The sequence below is a fragment of the Methylobacterium sp. Leaf85 genome, from assembly GCF_001422125.1.
Lineage (GTDB): Bacteria > Pseudomonadota > Alphaproteobacteria > Rhizobiales > Beijerinckiaceae > Methylobacterium > Methylobacterium bullatum.
This window is the reverse complement of sequence record NZ_LMME01000034.1, coordinates 131516-149310: the sequence shown is the minus strand read 5'-3', so window position 1 is coordinate 149310 and position 17795 is coordinate 131516. Positions and strand designations below refer to the sequence as shown.

The window sequence follows — 17795 nt, the reverse complement described above, 5'->3', positions numbered from 1 at the left end:
GAGGGCAGGGGGGCCTCGCCACCCACCCAAGCGGTCGGCCCCTGCGACGGGCCCCTGACCGGTGTCAGGATACCCGCGGCGTCGTGCCAAAGTACCCTGGCAACGACAGATCCAGGCCCGTTCCCTAGCCGTATCTGCCATTCGCATAAGATATATTATGGAACCTGCAGCTCCGGAGGACGGGGTGAGGGGGGGCTTGCAGGTCAGCTTGACACGAAGCTGGGATTCACCATTCCATGAACTGTTGCCGAGAGATGGCGGCTTTACCCCTTGCTCACCAGCTTCCTTAAGCGATCCGCCAGTTTCAGGGGCAATCGTCACAATCCTATCTCAAACCGCGTGTCTAACCCGTGGCGGAGTGGGACCGGTCTTCGCGACCGCCCGCCCCGATCGTTCTCGAAGCGGATCCGATGCTGACCCTGCTCAAACCCTGCGCCGCCCCGTTCCTCGGCCTGGCCCTCGCGGCTCTGGGCCTCGGTGCTCCGGCATGGGCGGAGCCGGTCGCGGCCAAGCCGGCGATCCCCGCCAGGGCGCTGGCCAAGCTCTCCCACGTGGCCGCCCTGGTGAAGGCGGGATCCGACATCCGCATCGTCGCCTTCGGCTCCTCGTCCACGGAAGGGTCGGGCGCTTCCTCCCCGGCCGCCGCCTACCCCGCGCAATTGCAGGAAGACCTGCAGGGCCGCCTCGATATCGCCGGCGCCAAGCACCCCATCGTCACGGTCCTCAACCGCGGCAAGGGCGGCGACGATGCCGAGGCCATGGCCCGCCGCCTCGACCGGGACGTGCTGGCCGAGCGGCCCGACCTCGTGATCTGGCAGACCGGCAGCAACGACCCGATGACCGGCGTCACGGTGGAGCGTTTCACCGAATTGACCCGTCAGGGCATCACGGCGATGCGCGCGGCCGGCTCCGACGTCATCCTCATGGACCAGCAATGGTGCCGCCGCCTGACGACGACCAACGGTGCCGAGCGCTACGGCGAGGCGTTGCACAGCCTCGCGGCCGAGCTCGACGTGCCGGTGATCCGCCGTCACGCCCTGATGCGGACCTGGGCCGCCAGCGGCCTCCTCAGCCCGGCGCAAATGATCGGCCCCGACGGGCTGCACATGACCGATGCGGGCTACGACCGCCTCGCCAAGGCCGCCACGGCGCAGATCCTGGTCAATGCCGGCCTGATCCCGGCCGACCCCCTGCGCAACTGACGCGCGCCCTCCCCGGCGCTCCGCTCTGGCGAGCCTAGAGGTCCACGCTCACCGACAACCCGTCATAGGCCGGCACCACGTCCGGCGGCAGCTTGGCCGCGAGGGTGGCGTAGTCGAGATCGGTGTGGAGGTTGGTGAGGATCGCGCGGCGCGGGCGCACCTCTTCGATGAGCGCGAGCGCGTCCGAGACCGAGTAATGGGTCGGGTGAGGGGTGTCGCGCAGGGCATCGATGATGAGGAGATCGAGGCCGTGGAGCCGCGCCTTGGCCGCCTCCGGCATCAGGCTCACGTCGGGCGCATAGGCCGCCGGCCCGAAGCGGAAACCGTGGGCGGATTCGGCGCCGTGCTCCATGCCGAAGGCCACCGCCTCGATCGTACCGCCCTCACCTCCGATCGAGACCGGCTCGCCCGCCACGAGATCGTTCATGTCGAGGATCGGCGGATAGGCGCTGCCGGGCGGCGTCTCGAAGCAATAGCCGAAGCGCATCGTCAGCAGGGCGCGCGTCTCGGCATCGGCATAGACCGGGATGCGCCGGTGCATGTGGATCACCAGCGGTCGCACGTCGTCGATGCCGTGGGTGTGGTCGGCATGGGCATGTGTGTACAGCACCGCGTCGAGGCGGCTGACCCCCGCCGACAGCAATTGCTCGCGCAGATCGGGTGAGGTGTCCACGAGGAGGCTGGTGGCGCCCGCCTCCCCTCGCCGCTCCACGAGGATCGAGCAGCGCCGCCGCCGGTTCCTGGCATCGGCCGGGTCGCAGGCGCCCCAGCCGTAGCCCACGCGGGGAACGCCGCCGGACGAGCCGCAGCCGAGGATCGTCAGCGTCAGAGAACCCATCCGCACCTCCCGGTCCGTTGGTATCGGAGCGCGCGGGCCGCTGTCATGCCACCCGGCCGCCGGATGGGGTCGCCTTGTCGAACAGACGGTGGAAATTGGCCGTCGTCAGGCTCGCGAAGGCCTCGAACTCCATGTCCAGGGTCTTGGCCAGGGATCGGGCAGTGTCGGCGGTATAGGCCGGCTCGTTGCTGCGCCCGCGATGCGGCTCGGGCGCCAGGAACGGCGCGTCGGTCTCCACCAGGATGCGGTCGCGGGGCACCGCGAGGGCGATGTCGCGCAGCTCGTGCGAGCGCCGGAAGGTGACGATGCCCGAGAAGGAGACGAACAGGCCGAGTTCGACCCCGACTTCCGCCAGGCGTCGGCCCGAGGAGAAACAGTGCAGCACCGCCTTGAAGGCCCCGCGCTTCATCTCGTCGACGAGCACCGATTCCATGTGCTCGTCGGCATCGCGGGCATGGATGACGAGGGGGAGGCCGGTCTCGCGGGAGGCCGCGATATGCCGGCGGAACACCCGCTCCTGCACCGACTCCGGCGCGGCGTCCTCGTAATGGTAGTCGAGCCCCGCCTCGCCGATGCCGACACAGCGCGGATGGTGGGTGAGGGCGACGATCTCTTCCGTCGGCACGTCAGGCTCGTCCCCTGCCCCGTTGGGATGGGTGCCTACGGTGTGCCAGATCTGCGGATGAGCCTCGGACAGGGCCTCGTAGACCCGCGCCTTGGCGACTCGCGTCGAGATCGTGAGCATCCCCGTCACGCCCGCCGCCTCGGCGCGGGCGATCACGCCGGGAAGATCCTCGGCGAAGTTCGGAAAGTCGAGATGGCAGTGGCTGTCGACCAGCATGGACAAAACTCGGGATTCTTGTTGACGCTGCGGATCCCGCCTCAGACGGCGGGAGCCTCCGGCTCGACGAAGCGCGGGAACAGCCCGCTCGGCGCGGGGAGCGCCGTGCCCGGCGCCAGCCGACCCCCCTCCCCGATATCGGCGAGCTGCCTCCTGCCCGCGGGCACGGCCAGGAGGTCGAGGAGCTTGGCTCCCGAATCCGGCATGAAGGGCTGCACCAGGATGCCGATGGCGCGCAGGGTCTCGGCCACCACGTAGAGGGAGGCGGCCATGCGGGCCGGGTCGGTCTTGCGCAGGACCCAGGGCTTCTGCGCGTCGAAATAGCGGTCGGACGCCGTCACCACGGCCCAGATGTCGGCGAGCGCCGTGTGCAGGGCGAGCTTGTCCATCGCCACGCGCACGGAGCCCGGCAGGGCGTCCGCCAGCGCCAGGAGCGCCCGGTCGTCCTCCGTGAACGCGCCATGCTCGGGGATCTGGCCGCCGCAATTCTTCGCGATCATCGAAAGAGAGCGCTGGGCGAGGTTGCCGAGCCCGTTCGACAGGTCCGCCGTGTAGCGGGTGATGATGGCCTCGTGGCTGTAATTGCCGTCGCCGCCGAAGGGCACCTCGCGCAGGACGAACTGGCGCAGCGCATCGACCCCGTAGGTCGCGATGAGGTCCATCGGATCCACCACGTTGCCGAGGGACTTCGACATCTTCTCGCCCTTGGAGAGCAGGAAGCCGTGGCCGAAGACGCGCTTCGGCAGCGGCAGGCCCGCCGACATCAGGAAGGCCGGCCAGTAGACCGCGTGGAAGCGCACGATGTCCTTGCCGATGACGTGCAGGTCCATCGGCCAGAATTTTTTGCGGGAGTCGGCCTCGTCGGGGAAACCCGTCACCGTGAGATAGTTGGTGAGTGCATCGACCCAGACGTACATCACGTGATCCGGGTGCCCCGGCACCGGCACGCCCCAGTCGAAATTGGTTCGGCTGACTGAAAGGTCCTTGAGGCCGGAACGGACAAAGCTCGCCACCTCGTTGCGCCGTGTCTCGGGGCCGATGAAATCGGGCTGGGCCTCGTAGAGGGCGAGCAGGCGATCCTGGTAGGCGGAGAGGCGGAACAGGAAGTTCTCCTCCTCCATCCAGGTCACGGCCGTGCCGGTCTCCCGCGCGCGGCGCGTCCCGTCGGGGGCGGTCTCGGTCTCGTCCTCGTTGTAATAGGCCTCGTCGCGCACCGAGTACCAGCCGGCGTATTTCGACAGGTAGATGTCGCCCTTGGCCTCCATGCGCCGCCAGAGTTCCTGGGCGGCGGCATAATGGTCCGGCTCCGTGGTGCGGATGAAGCGGTCGTGGCTGCAGTTCAGCGCCTCGGCCATGGCCTTGAAGCGCGCGGCCATGTCGTCGACCAGGGCCTTCGGGCTGATCCCGGCCCTGGAGGCGGTCTGCTGGATCTTGAGCCCGTGCTCGTCGGTGCCGGTGGCGAACAGCACGTCGTAGCCGTCGAGGCGCTTGAACCGCGCGATCGCGTCGGTGGCGATCACCTCGTAGGCGTGGCCGATATGCGGCGCGCCGTTGGGATAGGAGATCGCCGTGCTGATGCCGAAGGTCTTAGCGTCGAAACCGGACGTCTCGGCAATGGATGGGCTGGGCCCTGACTCGTTGGCCATCGCGTCGAAATACCCTCGGATACGCGGTTCATCGGATCACAGGACGAGCCTGCTCATGTCCCGGCGCGCACGGCCCCCGCGAGGTCGCCGAACAGCGAGAGGATCAGCGGCCGGCGGTCGAGATTGTAGGTCGCGGCCTCCCGGGCGGCGCGGGCGATCTTGTCACACACCTCCACCAGGGCCGCAAGGCGAGCGGGGGGCTCGTGGCGGCGGCGGTCGAGTTCCGACGAGACGAAGCGGAACACCGTGTCGAGGCTCGCTGCGAAATGCTCGTCCGCGTCCCGGCCGGAGAGCTTCTCGGCCAGTGCCAGGATGCGGCGCCAATCGGGATGGTCGAGGCGCGACAGCAGGGTCTCCATTTCGCCGACGAGGTTGGATGTCGCCGGATCGAGCATGGCGAAGCCCTGCGCCACCGAGCCCTCGGACAGGGCAGCAGCGCGGGCCAGGGCTTCCGGGTCCGGCCGCACGAAGGGGGGAGGGAAGCTCTCCAGCACCCGAGCCACCTCACCCTCCCCCAGGGGGCGCAGGTTGAGCGCCCGGCAGCGCGAGCGGATCGTCGGCAGCAGCCGGCCCGGCGCGTGGCTGACGATCAGGAACAGGCAGCGGGGCGGCGGCTCCTCCACCATCTTGAGCAGGGCATTGGCACTGTTGGCGTTGAGATCCTCGGCGCTGTCGACGATGCAGATGCGATAGCCGTCATTGCCTGCCGTCGAGCCGAACAGGTCGAGGGCATGGCGCGCGGCATCGACCGAGATCTTGGTCGCGAGCGTCTTGGCATTGTGCGGCCGGGTCCGGCGCAGGGCCACGAGGTTGGGGTGCGACAGCGCCGCCACCTGCCGCGCCGCCGGATGCGAGGGATCGACCGCGAGGGTGTCCGGCACGTGGCCGGGGCGCGGGTTGGCGATGAGCCAGCGCGCCACGCGATAGGCCAGGGTCGCCTTGCCGATGCCGCGCGGGCCGCCGATGAGCCAGGCATGGTGCAGGCGGCCGGAACCGATCCCCTTGATGAAGGCGCCCTCCGCCTCCGCATGGCCGACGAGACCGGCCTGCTCGCGCGGGCGGGGGATGTCGGCGAGATCGCCGGGCTCGACGTCCTCGGGCGCGCGTTCAGGCCGCATCGTCGGCAGCCTCCGGGCGGGAGAGAAGGCTGGGCAGGCGGGCGGCGAGGGCGGCCGCGATCGCCTCTTCCACCGCATCGGGGGGGAGGCCGGCATCGATGACGACGCAGCGCTCCGGCTCCATTGCCGCGATGGCGAGGAACGCCTGCCGCAGGCGGGTGTGGAAGCCCAGCGCCTCCGCCTCGAACCGGTCGGCCGCCTCCCCTGCCCCGGCACGGGCCTTCGCCCTGGCGAGACCGATGGCGGGGTCGAGGTCGAGGATCAGGGTGAGGTCGGGCGTCATATCTCCGACGACGACCCGCTCCAGGGCCGAGAGCAGGGCGGGGTCGAGGCCGCCCGCCGCTCCCTGATAGGCACGGGTCGAATCCGAGAAGCGGTCGCACAGCACGGTCTCGCCGCGGGCGAGGGCCGGGCGGATTAGCGTGTCGAGATGGTCGATGCGGGCGGCGGAGAACAGCAGCGCCTCGGCGAAGGGTCCGTGCCGCTTCACCGTTCCGGCCAGCAGTGCCTCACGGATCGCCTCGGCCTTGACCGAGCCGCCGGGCTCGCGTGTCGTCACCACCGGGGCGGAAGACGCACCACGCAGGCGCGCCGCGAGACGGGCGATCTGGGTCGATTTCCCGGCCCCCTCCCCGCCTTCGAAGGTGATGAACGCCCCGCCCTGCCCGAGCCGCTTGCGGCTTCGGTCGATCACGACTTGGCGCCAGCCTTATCGGTCGCGCCGGCCTTGTCACCCGCGCCGACCTTGTCGAAGGCGCGCCGGAACAGCCCGGTTCCGACCTCCCAGGCCCCGTCGAGGGCGCGCTGCGGAATCGTGCCGGCCGGCACGTCCTCCCCGGCATAGATTGGTAAGTCGAGGGCCTGGGTGTCGCCACGGGTGATGCGCAGGCGGCCCACCTCCCTGCCTTGCTCCACCGGCGCGATCAGCGGACCCTGATAGACGACGCGGGCGCTGATGCGGTCGCCATTGCCCCGGGGCAGGAGCACCCGCACCGGCTTCTTGGCCACCAGCGGGACGCTGCCCTGCGCCCCGCCGAAGACGGAGGCGTCGGCCACGGTCTCGCCGCTGGCGAAGATCTGCCTCGGCTCGAAGGCGCGAAAACCCCATTCCACCAGCTTGCGCGATTCGCCGGCGCGGTCGCGCGCCGTCTTGAGGCCGCTCACCACCATGATCAGGCGCTGGCCGTTCTGCACTGCGGAGCCGGTGAGGCCGTAGCCCGATTCCTCGAGAAATCCGGTCTTGAGCCCGTCGGCGCCGATATCGAGGGTCAGGAGCGGGTTGCGGTTCTGCTGCTTGATCTTGTTCCAGGTGAACTCGCGCTCGGCGAAGATCTTGTAGAGATCGGGGTAGGTGTCGATCAGGTGGATCGCCAGCTTGGCGAGGTCGCGTGCGGTGACTTTCTGGTCCGGCGCGGAATAGCCGGTGGCGTTGCGGAAGGTGGAGCGCGTCAGGCCGATTTCCTTAGCCCGCGCGGTCATCATCCGACCGAAATTCTCCTCCGAGCCGGCGATGCCCTCGCCGATGGCGATGGCCGCGTCGTTGCCCGATTGCACGATCAGGCCGCGCAGCAGGTCGGACAGCTTGATGCGGCTGTTGAGCTGGGCGAACATCGAGGAGCCGCCTCCTCCGGCACCGCCCCGGCGCCAGGCGTCCTCGGTGATCTGGAATTCGCTGTCCATGCTGAGCCGGCCCTGCCGGATCTCGTTGAACACGATCTCCGTGGTCATCAGCTTGGCCATGCTGGCCGGCGAGAACGGCTCGTCCGCCGCCTTTTCGAACAGCACGGAGCCCGAATCCGCGTCGATCAGGATGGCGTGGGGGGCGGATGTCTGGAAGCTCTGGGCCAGGGCGGGAAGGGCGGCGAACCAGCCGATCGCCGACAGGCTCAAGCCGGCCAGCCCGGCCCGGAAGCCGGCGGCCAGATTCGTCCGGTTCGTCGTCGCACGCATCGTTCGCCTCATGCCCGTCGGCTCCGAGGCTTGGCTGATAAGCCCGGTCCGTTCTCGCCCTTGCGAGATGGTATAGCGGATCGCCCGCGAAATCGAACGCAACTTTGCCGATAAGGTCGCGACACGGTGGACCAGACGATGCCGCCGCCTGCGCCAATCCCGACCGTTTTCCGGTCAGTTCACCTCGGCGATGCGCGAGCGGCGTGCCTGGGCCGGCTTTGCCGTGGCGGTGGCGACCGCCGGGGCGGGCGACTTGCCGCGCCCGGCCTGGGCGCTGGCGGGCTGGGAGCCGGCGGGGGGCACGGACAGCTTGGCGACGCTGGCCTTGGCCGTTCCCAGAGGACCCGAGGGAGGCGAAACCGGACGCAGGTTCGCCACCGCGGCATGGCCCGTCGCGGAGCGTGCCGGGGTCGCGGCGCCCGCCGTCTTCACGACCGTGCCGCGTGCGGGGGCCGGAGCGGCGGCCATCCGCTGCGGTGCCGCCGGGACCGGCGACAGGGCGAGTTTCGTCTTCGGAGCGGAGGTCTCCACTTTGGCCTGAAGCGACTTCGCGTCCTTGGGCGTCCCGGCGCCGTGCTTCGATGCCGGGGCATGGGCAGGGCCGGCGCTCGAGGCGAGGCGCACCGGTGCCGGGGGCGGCGGTACGGCCCCCTTCGCCTTCGGCCCCGCATGGGCCATCTGCATGGCGGGAACCTGGAGAGCGGGAGCCGTGCGATCCGGCATGGTCGGCCGGAACCCGTGTGACCGGGACGCGGTGGGCTGCAGGGCCGCCGGCACGGCGACGCTGGAGCCGCCCGCCACCAGGACCGGCGCGGGTCGGACGGGACGCGGCGCGGAAGCGGCGTCGTCCTCGTCGGCCACAGGCTTGAAGGCCAGGGCGGGACGCTGCGCGCGCGTCAGACGCTCCGGTTCGGCATCGGGTCCGAGATCGGCCATCATCACCGGCGAGCCGCCGCCGACGCGGGCGGGCGCGCCATCGGTGCGCAGGGTCGCCATCAGCTTGCGGTCGTCGCTGCCGGCGGTGGAGGCCTTGCCGACATACTCCACCCGCACCTTGGCGGTGCCGCTGCGATGGAATTCCAGGGCCTGGGCCACCTCCTCCGACACGTCCATGAGGCGGTTGGCGTGATAGGGGCCGCGATCGTTGACGCGCACGATCATCGAGTGGCGGTTGGCGAGGTTGGTCACCCGGACGTAGCTCGGCAGCGGCAGGGTCGGGTGGGCGGCCGCGATGGAATGGCGGTCGAACACCTCGCCATTGGCGGTCATCCGGCCGTGGAAGGCGCTGCCGTACCAGGATGCCAGGCCCTCGCGGACATAGCCCTTGGCATCGTCGCGGGGCACGTAGGTGCGGCCGGCCACCACGTAGGGCTTTCCCGAGAAGCGGCGGCCGCCTCCCTTGGGGATCGTGTCGCCCTCGTTATAGAGGCGCGGGCTGGCCTTCACGCCGTATTTCGGATCGTAGGACGATCCGGAAGAGCCGGCCGGGCCGGCGAGTTTCTGGGTGTTCTGCGCGCAATTCGCGGTGGTCAGTGCCACCACGGACACGGCGAGGAGGCGCAGCAGCGGTACGCCCGCCGTTGGAGCCAATCCGGCCTTCGTCGAACGCGCCATACCGAACCGCCCAGCACTCTTACGCTCTCGAAACGCCATACAGGGCCGAGGAACGGAAGAGCGATCCGGTCCGGCCGTCGAAGGCCGCCCGGAAAGAGTGGGCTTCGATTGCACAGACAATTGTCGGTTTGACGTAAAGGAAACCTGAACGCTGCGGATGGGGCTCCGATTCGCTACCCATGGCTCATCCGTCGAACGAGGGCCCGGCCCTATCGGCTTGTGTCATCGAAGGAAATTGTGGTTTCAAGGATGTGGATATTATGCTCCGGATCCGTCCTCCCGACCCATCGGGAAGAGATGTCGCGGGCTGATGCGGGACGTGAGATTTCAGGTGCAAGGCTCTGACCAAAAAAGATTTTCTCCTGTCGATCGTCGATATCGACAGGAGAGGGCCGTCAGCGGTGGTTGGTCTCGTTCAGCCGCTCGATCGGCATGGTCCCCCGCTGTTTGAACAAGAGGTCGAGGGCTTCGAGCATGAGCGCGTGCATCTTGGTGCGCTCGGTATGGGCGAGGTCGCGGAGCTGGTCGTAGACCGGTGGCTCCAGATAGACCGACATCTGTCGGGCACGCTCCTTCAAGGTGCTCGGGGCCTTGCGGACGGGAACGTGGCCCGTATCGAGCTGGACGATGTCGGCGCTCCTGGCCGGGGGAACGCTTCCCGCGACGATGGAGGCGAGGCTCGGCCTAGGCGGCTTTGGCATGCTTGGCGACCTGCATCCGCTTCTCGATCCACGTCCAGAGCCTGCGCACTTCGCCGGCGGCCTGGCCCTTGGGGTTGAATTCGGTGACGCCCTGACCGACGCCGATCGCGTCCTGGTGATCGGTGCGCGCGACGATGTTGACGTCCGGCAGGATGCCCAGCACGGCCAGGCCGTCGGCCGCGTCGCGGATCCGGTAGGAGCGCGGCGGGGTCTGGTTCAGCACGAAGGCGAACTTCTTCTCCAGACGGTAGACCGCGGCCAGGGTCGGCTTGAACGCGCGCAGGTCCGCCGGGGTGGGGCGGCAGGGGATGATGCAAAGATCGGCCGCGCGGATCGCCGAGAGCGTGCCGGTGGAATCGACGCCCGGCGTATCGATGAAGACGTAATCGTAGGAGGAGTCGCGCAGCTGGGCCATGACGGCCTCGATCTGTGACGCATCGATCTGCGCGACTTCCGGCCCATCCACCGTGCGGTGGTCGAGCCAGTCGCTGATCGTCGCCTGACGATCCATTTCGAGGATGCAGACCGACAGGCCGCGCTCCTGTGCCGCGACGGCCAGTGAGATGCACAGCGTGCTTTTCCCACTCCCCCCCTTCTGGGTGACGAAGGTGATGGCTTTCATACGGGAGCCCTTCTCGCGTCCTGAGATGTCGCCTCCTGCCGTGCCGGGACGATCCCTCGGCCCAAAAGCCGATCGAATCCCCTGCCTCGGATGGTCACCGGTCGGGCTCGCAGCCGTCGTCCCGTGACACCAGGATGCTCTGATCCCGGTTTTGGCCCGTCATGGTTAACCAGTGGTTAAGGGCGGGGCCGGGGATCGGCGCGTGCCGTGAACCGGGGATCGAGATCGCGACGAACGATGCCGCCTGCGTTCGACCCCAGGGCCTCAGATCAATCTCAGGTTGCCAAAAATTCCCGCAGGGCGTGTCTTGCCCTTCCAATAGGAGGATTCGACGTTTAGGTTGCCGCTGACATCGCGGGTCGACGGGAATTATCAACTTCAGGTAAATTCGATGCGAGGGCGATCCCTGCCTCGTGTCGATCCGCGGTCACACGTTTCGTCCCCAGCGATCCGCCCCGGCGGCCCAGGAGATCCATGCCTGCGCGCACGAGCCTTCTCTCCGGTGACACGGACGGAATCCTGGCGGCACTCGACGCGTCGGGCGTCGTGGGCGTCTGGTCCCACGACGTCTGGGCCGGCCGGATCGTCGTCTCGGACTCCCTCGCGGACGTACTCGGTCTCGTTCGGGAAGCGGCGGGCGTGAGTCTCGACGCATTCCTGGCGACGATTCTCGCCGAGGACCGGCTTCGCGTGGAGAACGCCCTGCATGCCGCCGTCGAGGCGGGCGGCCCGTTCGAGATCGCGTTCCGGACGGTTCGAGGCGAACGCCGGCTCGGCTTGCGCGGACGGATCGACCGGGGCGAGGCCACCGGGCGGGCGAGAGGCCTCGGCATCGCCATCGATCGCAGCGAAGACGGGGCAAGTCTTCACCAGCCCGCCCTGCACGCAGAGGCTGCGGCCAACCGCATGGCGGAACACGCCATCGCCCTGCACGACCTCGCGGCCGACCTCCACCAGCCGAGACTGGTCGCGGTTCTCGACTGCCTGATGCGGGAGATCGCCTTCACCCTGGCCGGCCACCTCGACGGAGCACGGCGTCCGCGCGAACATTGAGGGCGAGGATCCGGCTCAATCCGCGGGCCTGCGCAGGAGGTAGGTGTCCATGATCCAGCCGTGGCGCGCCCTCTCCTCGGTCCGGAGGCGCCGGATCTCGCCGGCGACGTCGCCGAGGCGGCCCGACAGGGTGATCTCGTCGTCGCTCCCGAGATAGGCGCCCCAATAGATCGTCAGGTCCGGGTCGAGATGGGCGAAGGTCGGGTCGCCGTCGAGCATCACCACGGTGGTGTCGGCCTCGGCGGACAATCCTCCGGCGATCTGGCGCCCGGTTGTGATCTGCACCGGCGCACCGATGCGGTTGAGGGCGATGCGGTGGCTCGCCGCCAGGGCCTGAACGCTGGTGATGCCGGGAATCACGCGATGGTCGAAGGCGAGGCGCCCCCGCGCCACGATCCGGTCGATGATCCGCAGGGTGCTGTCGTAGAGCGAGGGATCGCCCCAGACCAGGAAGGCGCCGGTGCCGTCCTCGGGAAGCTCGCGCGCGATCATCGCCTCGTAGAGAGCCGCACGGGCGCCGTGCCAATCCTCCACGGCGACGCCGTAATCGGCCGGATTCCGGTCCCGCTCCGGGTCCTGCGCCTCGACGATGCGGTAGGGGCGGTCCTCGATGTAGCGCTCGCAGATCTCCCGGCGCAGGGCGACGAGGTCGGCCTTCTCCCCTCCCTTGTCGAGGACGAAGACCACATCCACCGTGTTCAAGGCCCGGATCGCCTGGATCGTGACGTGCTCCGGATTGCCGGTGCCGATGCCGATCACGAGGATCTGTCTCACGCGTCTAGCCTTCCGAGTTGCGATCGGCCCTGTCGCGGGCGCATGCCCTATGCTACGCTCTGCGCCGACATGAAACCCATCCGGCGCAATCTGGACCGGAGCCTCGCGCTCTGGCTGATAACGGTGATCCTCGCGATCGCCGGCTTCGGCATGTCGTCGCCCGCGAGTGCCCATACGGGCCATGGGCACGATGGCAGCGCTCCTGTCGCATGGGTCCAGGCCCCGGCTTCCTTCGACTCCCTGGCCGTCCGGGCGGATACCGCCACCCCCGGCATGCAGGAGATCGTCTCCGTCCTGCGGGCGGAACCCCATCTCGGCTGTGCCGGACCCTGCTGCACCGGTCCTTGCGGAGCCGCATGCTGCTGCGCCATCGGCCTGGCACCGGCCGACGGGGATATGACGTCCGCAGGCGGCTTGACCGGTCCCGTTCCGGTGGGCGCCATCTCCGCCCGTACGGACGTCGCTCCGGATTCTCCGTCCGAACCACCGAGACCCTTCGCCTGACGTAACGACGGCGTTCCGCGCCCGGCCGCCTGACGGCGCCGCGTGGAAAGCCGTCCCTGCTTCATCGGCGTCGAGGTTCTTCCATCATGTCCATCGTTTTTCCGGCAGCCCTGCGACTCGTCGCGGCGTGCGCCATCGCCTGGGCGGCCCTGTCCGGCGCGGTCCTGTCCCATGAGGGCCATTCCCACGGAGACGAGGCGCCGCTCCTGCCCGTCGCGGCGGCCGCACCCCGGGCCGAGGCGAAGTCGGAGCGCTACGAACTCGTCGCCACCGTGCAGGGCCACGATCTCGTCTTCTATCTCGACACGTTCGAGACCAACGTGCCGGTCACCGACGCCACCCTCGCCCTCTCGACGCCGGACGGGCGCCGGAAGGCCGAGCTCCAGGCCGACGGCACCTACCGGCTCCCGGCGCCCTGGCTGGAGGAAACCGAGCACCACGACCTCCTCGTCGCGGTGACGGCGGAGGGCAGCACCGACATCCTTTCCCTCGATCTCGACCTGCCGGCCGCCAAAGCCGCGGCGCCGACCTCCGAGCCGGCGGCCACCGCTTCCCTGGTCGAGCGCCTGACGCACCAGCCGCCCTCCGTCACTGCCGCCGGAGGCTTCCTCCTCGGCCTCGGCGCCGTCGTCCTGATCCGCCGTCGGCGCACGATTCCCATCGTCGTCGTCCTGGCGGTCACGGCGACGATCGTGCTGGGCAGCGCCGCCCTCGCCCATGAAGGCCACGATGCCGCGCCGGCCGAGGGGGGGATGATGGCGAGCCCGCCCTCCGGCGGCGCCGACCGGGCCAAACGCCTGGGCGACGGTTCGATCTTCGTGCCCAAATCCCTGCAGCGGCTCCTCGTCCTGCGCACCGCCGTGACGGCGACGCAGAGCGTGGCCCGCACCGTGGCCCTGCCCGGCCGGGTCATCGCCGACCCCAATGCCAGCGGCGTGGTGCAATCCTCCGTGGGCGGCCGCCTGGCCCCTCCGGCGAACGGCTTCCCGCGCCTCGGAACCCGCGTGACGCGCGGCGAGGTTCTCGCCACCGTCACCCCACCGGTCCAGGCGGTGGACGTCTCCGACATGCGCCAGCGCCAGGGCGAACTCGACCAGCAGATCGCGATCCTCGACCGGCGCGTGGTCCGGTTCGAACGTCTGGCGGGGACCGGCGCCGTGGCGCAGACCCAGCTCGACGATGCCCGCTCCGAGCGCGACGGGCTCAAGGACCGCCGCGCCGCCCTCGACACGGTCCGCGGCTCGCCCGAGGCCCTGGTCGCACCGGTGGACGGGGTCATCGCCGAGGCGAGCGCCACGGCGGGCGCCATGGCCGCCCCCGGCACTGTCGTCTTCCGCATCGTCGATCCGGGCAAACTCTGGGTCGAGGCGCTGAGCTTCGAGGCCCTGTCGCCGGAAGGCTCGGCGACGGCCCGCCTCGGGGACGGGCGCAGCCTTGCCCTGACCTATCGCGGGGCCGGCCTCGCCGACCGCAATCAGGCGGTGCCGGTGCAATTCGCGGTGGCGGGCGAGTCCACCGGCCTGCGGCTCGGCCAGTTCGTCACCGTCCACGCCCCCTTGACGGGGGAGCGGACCGGCCTCGCCGTGCCGCGCTCCGGCATCCTGCGGGCGGAGGGCGGCAGCGTGGTCTACGAGCATGTCGGCGCCGAGCGCTTCGTGGCGCGCAGCGTCCGCACCGATCCCCTCGACGCCGACCGCACGCTCATCGCCGACGGTCTGGAGCCGGGACGGCGCGTCGTCGTCCAGGGTGCCGAACTCCTCGACCAGATCCGCTGAGGAACCGCGAAGATGTTCGGCCTCATCGTCGCGCAATCCCTGCGCAACCGCCTCCTCGTCGTCGCGCTCGCTTTCGCCCTGGTCCTGACCGGCGCGCTCTCCCTCGCGCGTCTGCCCGTCGACGTGCTCCCCGACCTCAACCGGCCCACGGTCACGATCCTGACCGAAGCCGAGGGCTTCGCCCCCACGGAGGTGGAGCAGCGGGTGACCTACCCGATCGAGACCCGCATGAACGGCCTGCCCGGCGTCAGCCGGGTGCGCTCGGTCTCCGGCATCGGCCTGTCCATCGTCACGGTGGAGTTCGAGTGGGACACCGACCTGTTCCGGGACCGGCAGTTCGTCAACGAGAGGCTGGCGCTCGCGCGCTCGGAACTGCCGCCCAACGTGGTCCCGCAGATGGGGCCGGTCTCCTCGATCATGGGCGGCATCCTTCTCGTCGCCGTCACCTCGAAGACCGCGACCCCGATGCAGGTGCGCGAGACCGCCGACTTCACCTTGCGCCCGCGCCTGCTCTCGATCCCGGGCGTGGCACAGGTGATCCCCATCGGCGGCGAGGTGCGCCAGTTCCGGGTCGCCCCCAATCCCGCCGCCATGCGGGCGCTCGGCGTCACGGACGAATCCCTCGCCCGCGCCCTCCAGAATTACGGCGGCAATGCCGGCGGCGGCTATTCCGAGGCCGGCGGCCGCGAGGTCCTGATCCGCGCGCTCGGCCGCACCACCGATCTCGACGACCTTCGCAATCTCGTCGTCACGACGCCGGGCGGTCCGGTCTACCTGCGGCAGGTCGCCGAGATCGCCTTCGGGGCGCGGCCCAAGCGCGGCGACGGCGGCTTCATGGGTAATCCCGCGGTGGTGGTCTCCATCGAGAAGCAGCCCGGCATCGACACCGTGCGCCTGACCCGCGAGGTCGAGGCGGCGCTCAAGGAGATCGGCCCCTCCCTGCCGCACGGGATCGAGGCCGGCAACGTCCTGTTCCGACAGGCGGACTTCATCGAGACGTCGCTTCGCAACGTGATCACGGTGTTGATCGAGGCCGTGGCCGTGGTGGCCGTGGTGCTGTTCGCCTTCCTGATGAACGTACGGACCACGCTGATCTCGCTCGCCGCCATTCCCGTCTCGATCCTCGCCACCGCCACGGTGTTTTCGCTGCTCGGACTCTCCATCAACACGATGACGCTCGGCGGCCTCGCCATCGCCATCGGAGAGCTGGTGGACGACGCCGTCGTCGATGTGGAGAACATCCTGCGGCGCCTGCGCGACAACCGGGCGGAGGGTTCGCCCCGCACGTCCTTCGCGGTGATCGTGGACGCCTCGAACGAGGTGCGCTCCGGCATCGTCTATGCCACGATCATCATCTGCCTCGTCTTCGTGCCGCTCTTTGCCCTGTCGGGCATCGAGGGCCGGCTCTTCGCGCCGCTCGGCCAGGCCTACATCATCGCCATCCTGTCGAGCCTCGTGGTCTCGCTGACCCTGACGCCCGCCCTCTCCTCCTGGCTGCTTCCCGGCCTCAAGAGCCTCGACCATCCCGAGAGCCGGCTGATCCGCGGCCTCAAGCGCGCCAACGGGCACCTCGTGGAGACGGCCTTCGCCCATCAGCGCCTCGCCATCGTCTGCGCGATCGTCGCGGTGGTCGCCGCCGGCTATGGCGCGGGACGCTTGCCCCGCGCCTTCCTGCCGACCTTCAACGAGGGCTCGTTCACGGTCACCACCACCTTCACCCCCGGCATCTCGCTCGCCGAATCCGCCCGCGTCGGCGCCATCGCCGAGCGCCTGCTCCTAGACATCCCCGAGGTGGACAAGGTCGGGCGCCGCACGGGCCGCGCCGAACTCGACGAGCATGCCGAGGGCGTCCATTCCACCGATCTGGAGATCCGCCTGAAGCCCGGCGGGCGCGAACGCCCGGCCATCGTCGCCGACATCAGGGGGCGGCTGTCAGTCCTTCCGGTCACGGTGAATGTCGGCCAGCCGATCTCGCACCGGCTCGACCACATGCTCTCCGGTGTCCGGGCCGAGATCGCCCTGAAGCTGTTCGGCGAGGATCTCGACGCGCTGCGCCGCACCGCCGAATCCCTGCGCGAGACCTTGTCCGGCATTCCGGGCGTCGCCGACCTCCAGGTGGAGCGGCAGGTGCGCGTGCCCCAGATCGAGATACGGGTCGATCCGGCCAAGGCGGCGCTCTACGGTGTCTCCCCCGCGACGGTGGTGGAGACGGTGGGGAACCTCGCCAACGGCCGCGTGGTCTCGACCCTGGTGGACGGCCTTCGCCGCTTCGACGTGATCCTGCGCCTGCCCGAGAGCGGCCGGTCCATGGCCGCCCTGCGCGACCTCCTCATCGAGACGCCCTCGGGCTGGGTGCCCGCCCATGCCCTGGCCGACATCGCCGAGCGGGACGGGCCCAACCAGATCCTGCGCGAGAACGGCCGCCGCCGTATCGTGGTCCAGGCCAACACCGTGCCGGGCTCGGACGGCTCGAAGGTCGCCGCCGACATCGCGCAGGCCCTGGCACGCACGACGCTGCCGGAGGGGATCAGCGCGCGCCTCGAAGGCGCGTTCGAGGCGCAAGGGGAGGCGACCCGCAGGATCGGCCTCCTCGGACTCGTCTCCTTCGCCCTTGTCTTCGCGCTGTTGGCGAGCCGCTACCGCTCCGGCGTGCTGGCCCTCATCGTCATGGGCAACGTGCCGCTCGCCCTCATCGGCAGCGTCGTCGCCCTCACCATCGCCGGTCTGCCGCTCTCGGTGGCCTCGATGATCGGCTTCGTGACGCTCACCGGCATCGTCGCCCGCAACGGCATCCTGAAGATCAGCCACGTGTTGAATCTCGGGTTGAACGAGGGGCTGCCCTTCGGCCCGGCCCTGGTGCTGCGGGCGAGCAACGAGCGCCTCGTGCCGGTGTTGATGACGGCGCTCGCCGCAGGCATCGCCCTGGTGCCGCTGCTGGTCGACGGCACCGCGCCGGGCAAGGAGATCCTGCATCCCGTGGCCGTGACGATCTTCGGTGGCCTCATCAGCGCGACGCTGCTGGACGCCGTGCTGACGCCGATCCTGATGCTGCGCTTCGGCGGCTCCGCCTTCGCCCGCCTGCGCGAGGCGCCCGGCGATGAAGCCCCCTCCCCGGTGGCGGGGACCATGCCCTCCCCGCCCGCAACCTTCTGACGAC

15 protein-coding genes are annotated in these 17795 nt (G+C 69.7%); 5 read left to right on the top strand and 10 right to left on the bottom strand.

Annotated features, from left to right (window positions below; genetic code table 11):
* Window positions 1-410 precede the first annotated feature (410 nt).
* Window positions 411-1202 carry an SGNH/GDSL hydrolase family protein gene (locus ASF08_RS21860; protein ID WP_056149465.1) on the top strand — a complete coding sequence of 264 codons (792 nt, stop codon included), beginning with the start codon at window positions 411-413 and terminating at the stop codon, window positions 1200-1202.
* Between the two features lie 34 nt (window positions 1203-1236).
* Here the strand turns inward: ASF08_RS21860 and ASF08_RS21855 are convergent, their stop codons facing one another.
* From ASF08_RS21855 to ASF08_RS21815, 9 genes are all read right to left on the bottom strand, one after another.
* Window positions 1237-2040, bottom strand: a complete 804-nt coding sequence (locus ASF08_RS21855) for an MBL fold metallo-hydrolase (protein WP_056149463.1) — start codon at window positions 2038-2040, stop codon at window positions 1237-1239.
* Between the two features lie 43 nt (window positions 2041-2083).
* A complete protein-coding gene (locus ASF08_RS21850; RefSeq protein WP_056149461.1) occupies window positions 2084-2881 on the bottom strand; it encodes a TatD family hydrolase in 798 nt (265 codons plus the stop codon).
* Window positions 2882-2922: 41 nt separating this feature from the next.
* Window positions 2923-4527, bottom strand: a complete 1605-nt coding sequence (metG, locus tag ASF08_RS21845) for a methionine--tRNA ligase (protein WP_056149459.1) — start codon at window positions 4525-4527, stop codon at window positions 2923-2925.
* A gap of 53 nt (window positions 4528-4580) precedes the next feature.
* The gene (locus tag ASF08_RS21840) at window positions 4581-5645 is read right to left on the bottom strand and encodes a DNA polymerase III subunit delta' (protein WP_056149457.1); all 1065 of its coding nucleotides are present in this window, start codon (window positions 5643-5645) and stop codon (window positions 4581-4583) included.
* A complete protein-coding gene (gene tmk / locus ASF08_RS21835) occupies window positions 5635-6339 on the bottom strand; it encodes a dTMP kinase (RefSeq protein ID WP_056149455.1) in 705 nt (234 codons plus the stop codon). The genes ASF08_RS21840 and tmk overlap by 11 nt, the downstream gene beginning before the upstream one ends.
* Window positions 6336-7595, bottom strand: a complete 1260-nt coding sequence (locus ASF08_RS21830; protein ID WP_056149453.1) for a D-alanyl-D-alanine carboxypeptidase family protein — start codon at window positions 7593-7595, stop codon at window positions 6336-6338. Before ASF08_RS21830 ends, tmk begins: the two co-directional genes overlap by 4 nt.
* Window positions 7596-7769: 174 nt before the next feature.
* Window positions 7770-9209, bottom strand: a complete 1440-nt coding sequence (locus tag ASF08_RS21825; RefSeq protein ID WP_056149452.1) for a septal ring lytic transglycosylase RlpA family protein — start codon at window positions 9207-9209, stop codon at window positions 7770-7772.
* Between the two features lie 395 nt (window positions 9210-9604).
* The gene (locus ASF08_RS21820) at window positions 9605-9910 is read right to left on the bottom strand and encodes a ribbon-helix-helix domain-containing protein (protein WP_056149449.1); all 306 of its coding nucleotides are present in this window, start codon (window positions 9908-9910) and stop codon (window positions 9605-9607) included.
* Window positions 9894-10532, bottom strand: coding sequence for a ParA family protein (locus ASF08_RS21815; protein ID WP_056149447.1), 639 nt, complete (start codon window positions 10530-10532; stop codon window positions 9894-9896). Before ASF08_RS21815 ends, ASF08_RS21820 begins: the two co-directional genes overlap by 17 nt.
* Window positions 10533-11006: 474 nt before the next feature.
* Here ASF08_RS21815 and ASF08_RS21810 point away from each other — a divergent pair, with 474 nt between their 5' ends.
* Window positions 11007-11585 carry a hypothetical protein gene (locus ASF08_RS21810; RefSeq protein WP_056149445.1) on the top strand — a complete coding sequence of 193 codons (579 nt, stop codon included), beginning with the start codon at window positions 11007-11009 and terminating at the stop codon, window positions 11583-11585.
* A 15-nt stretch (window positions 11586-11600) separates the two neighbouring features.
* On the opposite strand, the gene cobF is transcribed toward ASF08_RS21810, so the two are convergent.
* Window positions 11601-12359, bottom strand: coding sequence for a precorrin-6A synthase (deacetylating) (gene cobF, locus ASF08_RS21805; protein WP_056149443.1), 759 nt, complete (start codon window positions 12357-12359; stop codon window positions 11601-11603).
* A gap of 42 nt (window positions 12360-12401) precedes the next feature.
* Between cobF and ASF08_RS21800 the strand changes: the two genes are divergently transcribed.
* The 3 genes from ASF08_RS21800 to ASF08_RS21790 all read left to right on the top strand — a co-directional run bounded on the left by ASF08_RS21800 (window position 12402) and on the right by ASF08_RS21790 (window position 17791).
* Window positions 12402-12863, top strand: coding sequence for a hypothetical protein (locus tag ASF08_RS21800; protein WP_056149441.1), 462 nt, complete (start codon window positions 12402-12404; stop codon window positions 12861-12863).
* An 86-nt stretch (window positions 12864-12949) separates the two neighbouring features.
* Window positions 12950-14638: an efflux RND transporter periplasmic adaptor subunit gene (locus ASF08_RS21795; RefSeq protein ID WP_056149440.1), complete on the top strand. Its 1689-nt coding sequence runs from the start codon at window positions 12950-12952 to the stop codon at window positions 14636-14638.
* Window positions 14639-14650: 12 nt separating this feature from the next.
* Entirely contained in the window at window positions 14651-17791 is a 3141-nt protein-coding gene (locus ASF08_RS21790; protein ID WP_056149438.1) for an efflux RND transporter permease subunit, read from the top strand.
* Window positions 17792-17795 lie beyond the last annotated feature (4 nt).

Coding starts and splice junctions, on each gene's coding strand:
- ASF08_RS21860 (WP_056149465.1), top strand. CDS start 411: ATGCTGACCCTGCTCAAACCCTGCGCCGCCCCGTTCCTCGGCCTGGCC.
- ASF08_RS21855 (WP_056149463.1), bottom strand. CDS start 2,040: ATGGGTTCTCTGACGCTGACGATCCTCGGCTGCGGCTCGTCCGGCGGC.
- ASF08_RS21850 (WP_056149461.1), bottom strand. CDS start 2,881: ATGCTGGTCGACAGCCACTGCCATCTCGACTTTCCGAACTTCGCCGAG.
- metG (WP_056149459.1), bottom strand. CDS start 4,527: ATGGCCAACGAGTCAGGGCCCAGCCCATCCATTGCCGAGACGTCCGGT.
- ASF08_RS21840 (WP_056149457.1), bottom strand. CDS start 5,645: ATGCGGCCTGAACGCGCGCCCGAGGACGTCGAGCCCGGCGATCTCGCC.
- ASF08_RS21830 (WP_056149453.1), bottom strand. CDS start 7,595: ATGCGTGCGACGACGAACCGGACGAATCTGGCCGCCGGCTTCCGGGCC.
- ASF08_RS21825 (WP_056149452.1), bottom strand. CDS start 9,209: ATGGCGCGTTCGACGAAGGCCGGATTGGCTCCAACGGCGGGCGTACCG.
- ASF08_RS21820 (WP_056149449.1), bottom strand. CDS start 9,910: ATGCCAAAGCCGCCTAGGCCGAGCCTCGCCTCCATCGTCGCGGGAAGC.
- ASF08_RS21815 (WP_056149447.1), bottom strand. CDS start 10,532: ATGAAAGCCATCACCTTCGTCACCCAGAAGGGGGGGAGTGGGAAAAGC.
- ASF08_RS21810 (WP_056149445.1), top strand. CDS start 11,007: ATGCCTGCGCGCACGAGCCTTCTCTCCGGTGACACGGACGGAATCCTG.
- ASF08_RS21800 (WP_056149441.1), top strand. CDS start 12,402: ATGCCCTATGCTACGCTCTGCGCCGACATGAAACCCATCCGGCGCAAT.
- ASF08_RS21795 (WP_056149440.1), top strand. CDS start 12,950: ATGTCCATCGTTTTTCCGGCAGCCCTGCGACTCGTCGCGGCGTGCGCC.
- ASF08_RS21790 (WP_056149438.1), top strand. CDS start 14,651: ATGTTCGGCCTCATCGTCGCGCAATCCCTGCGCAACCGCCTCCTCGTC.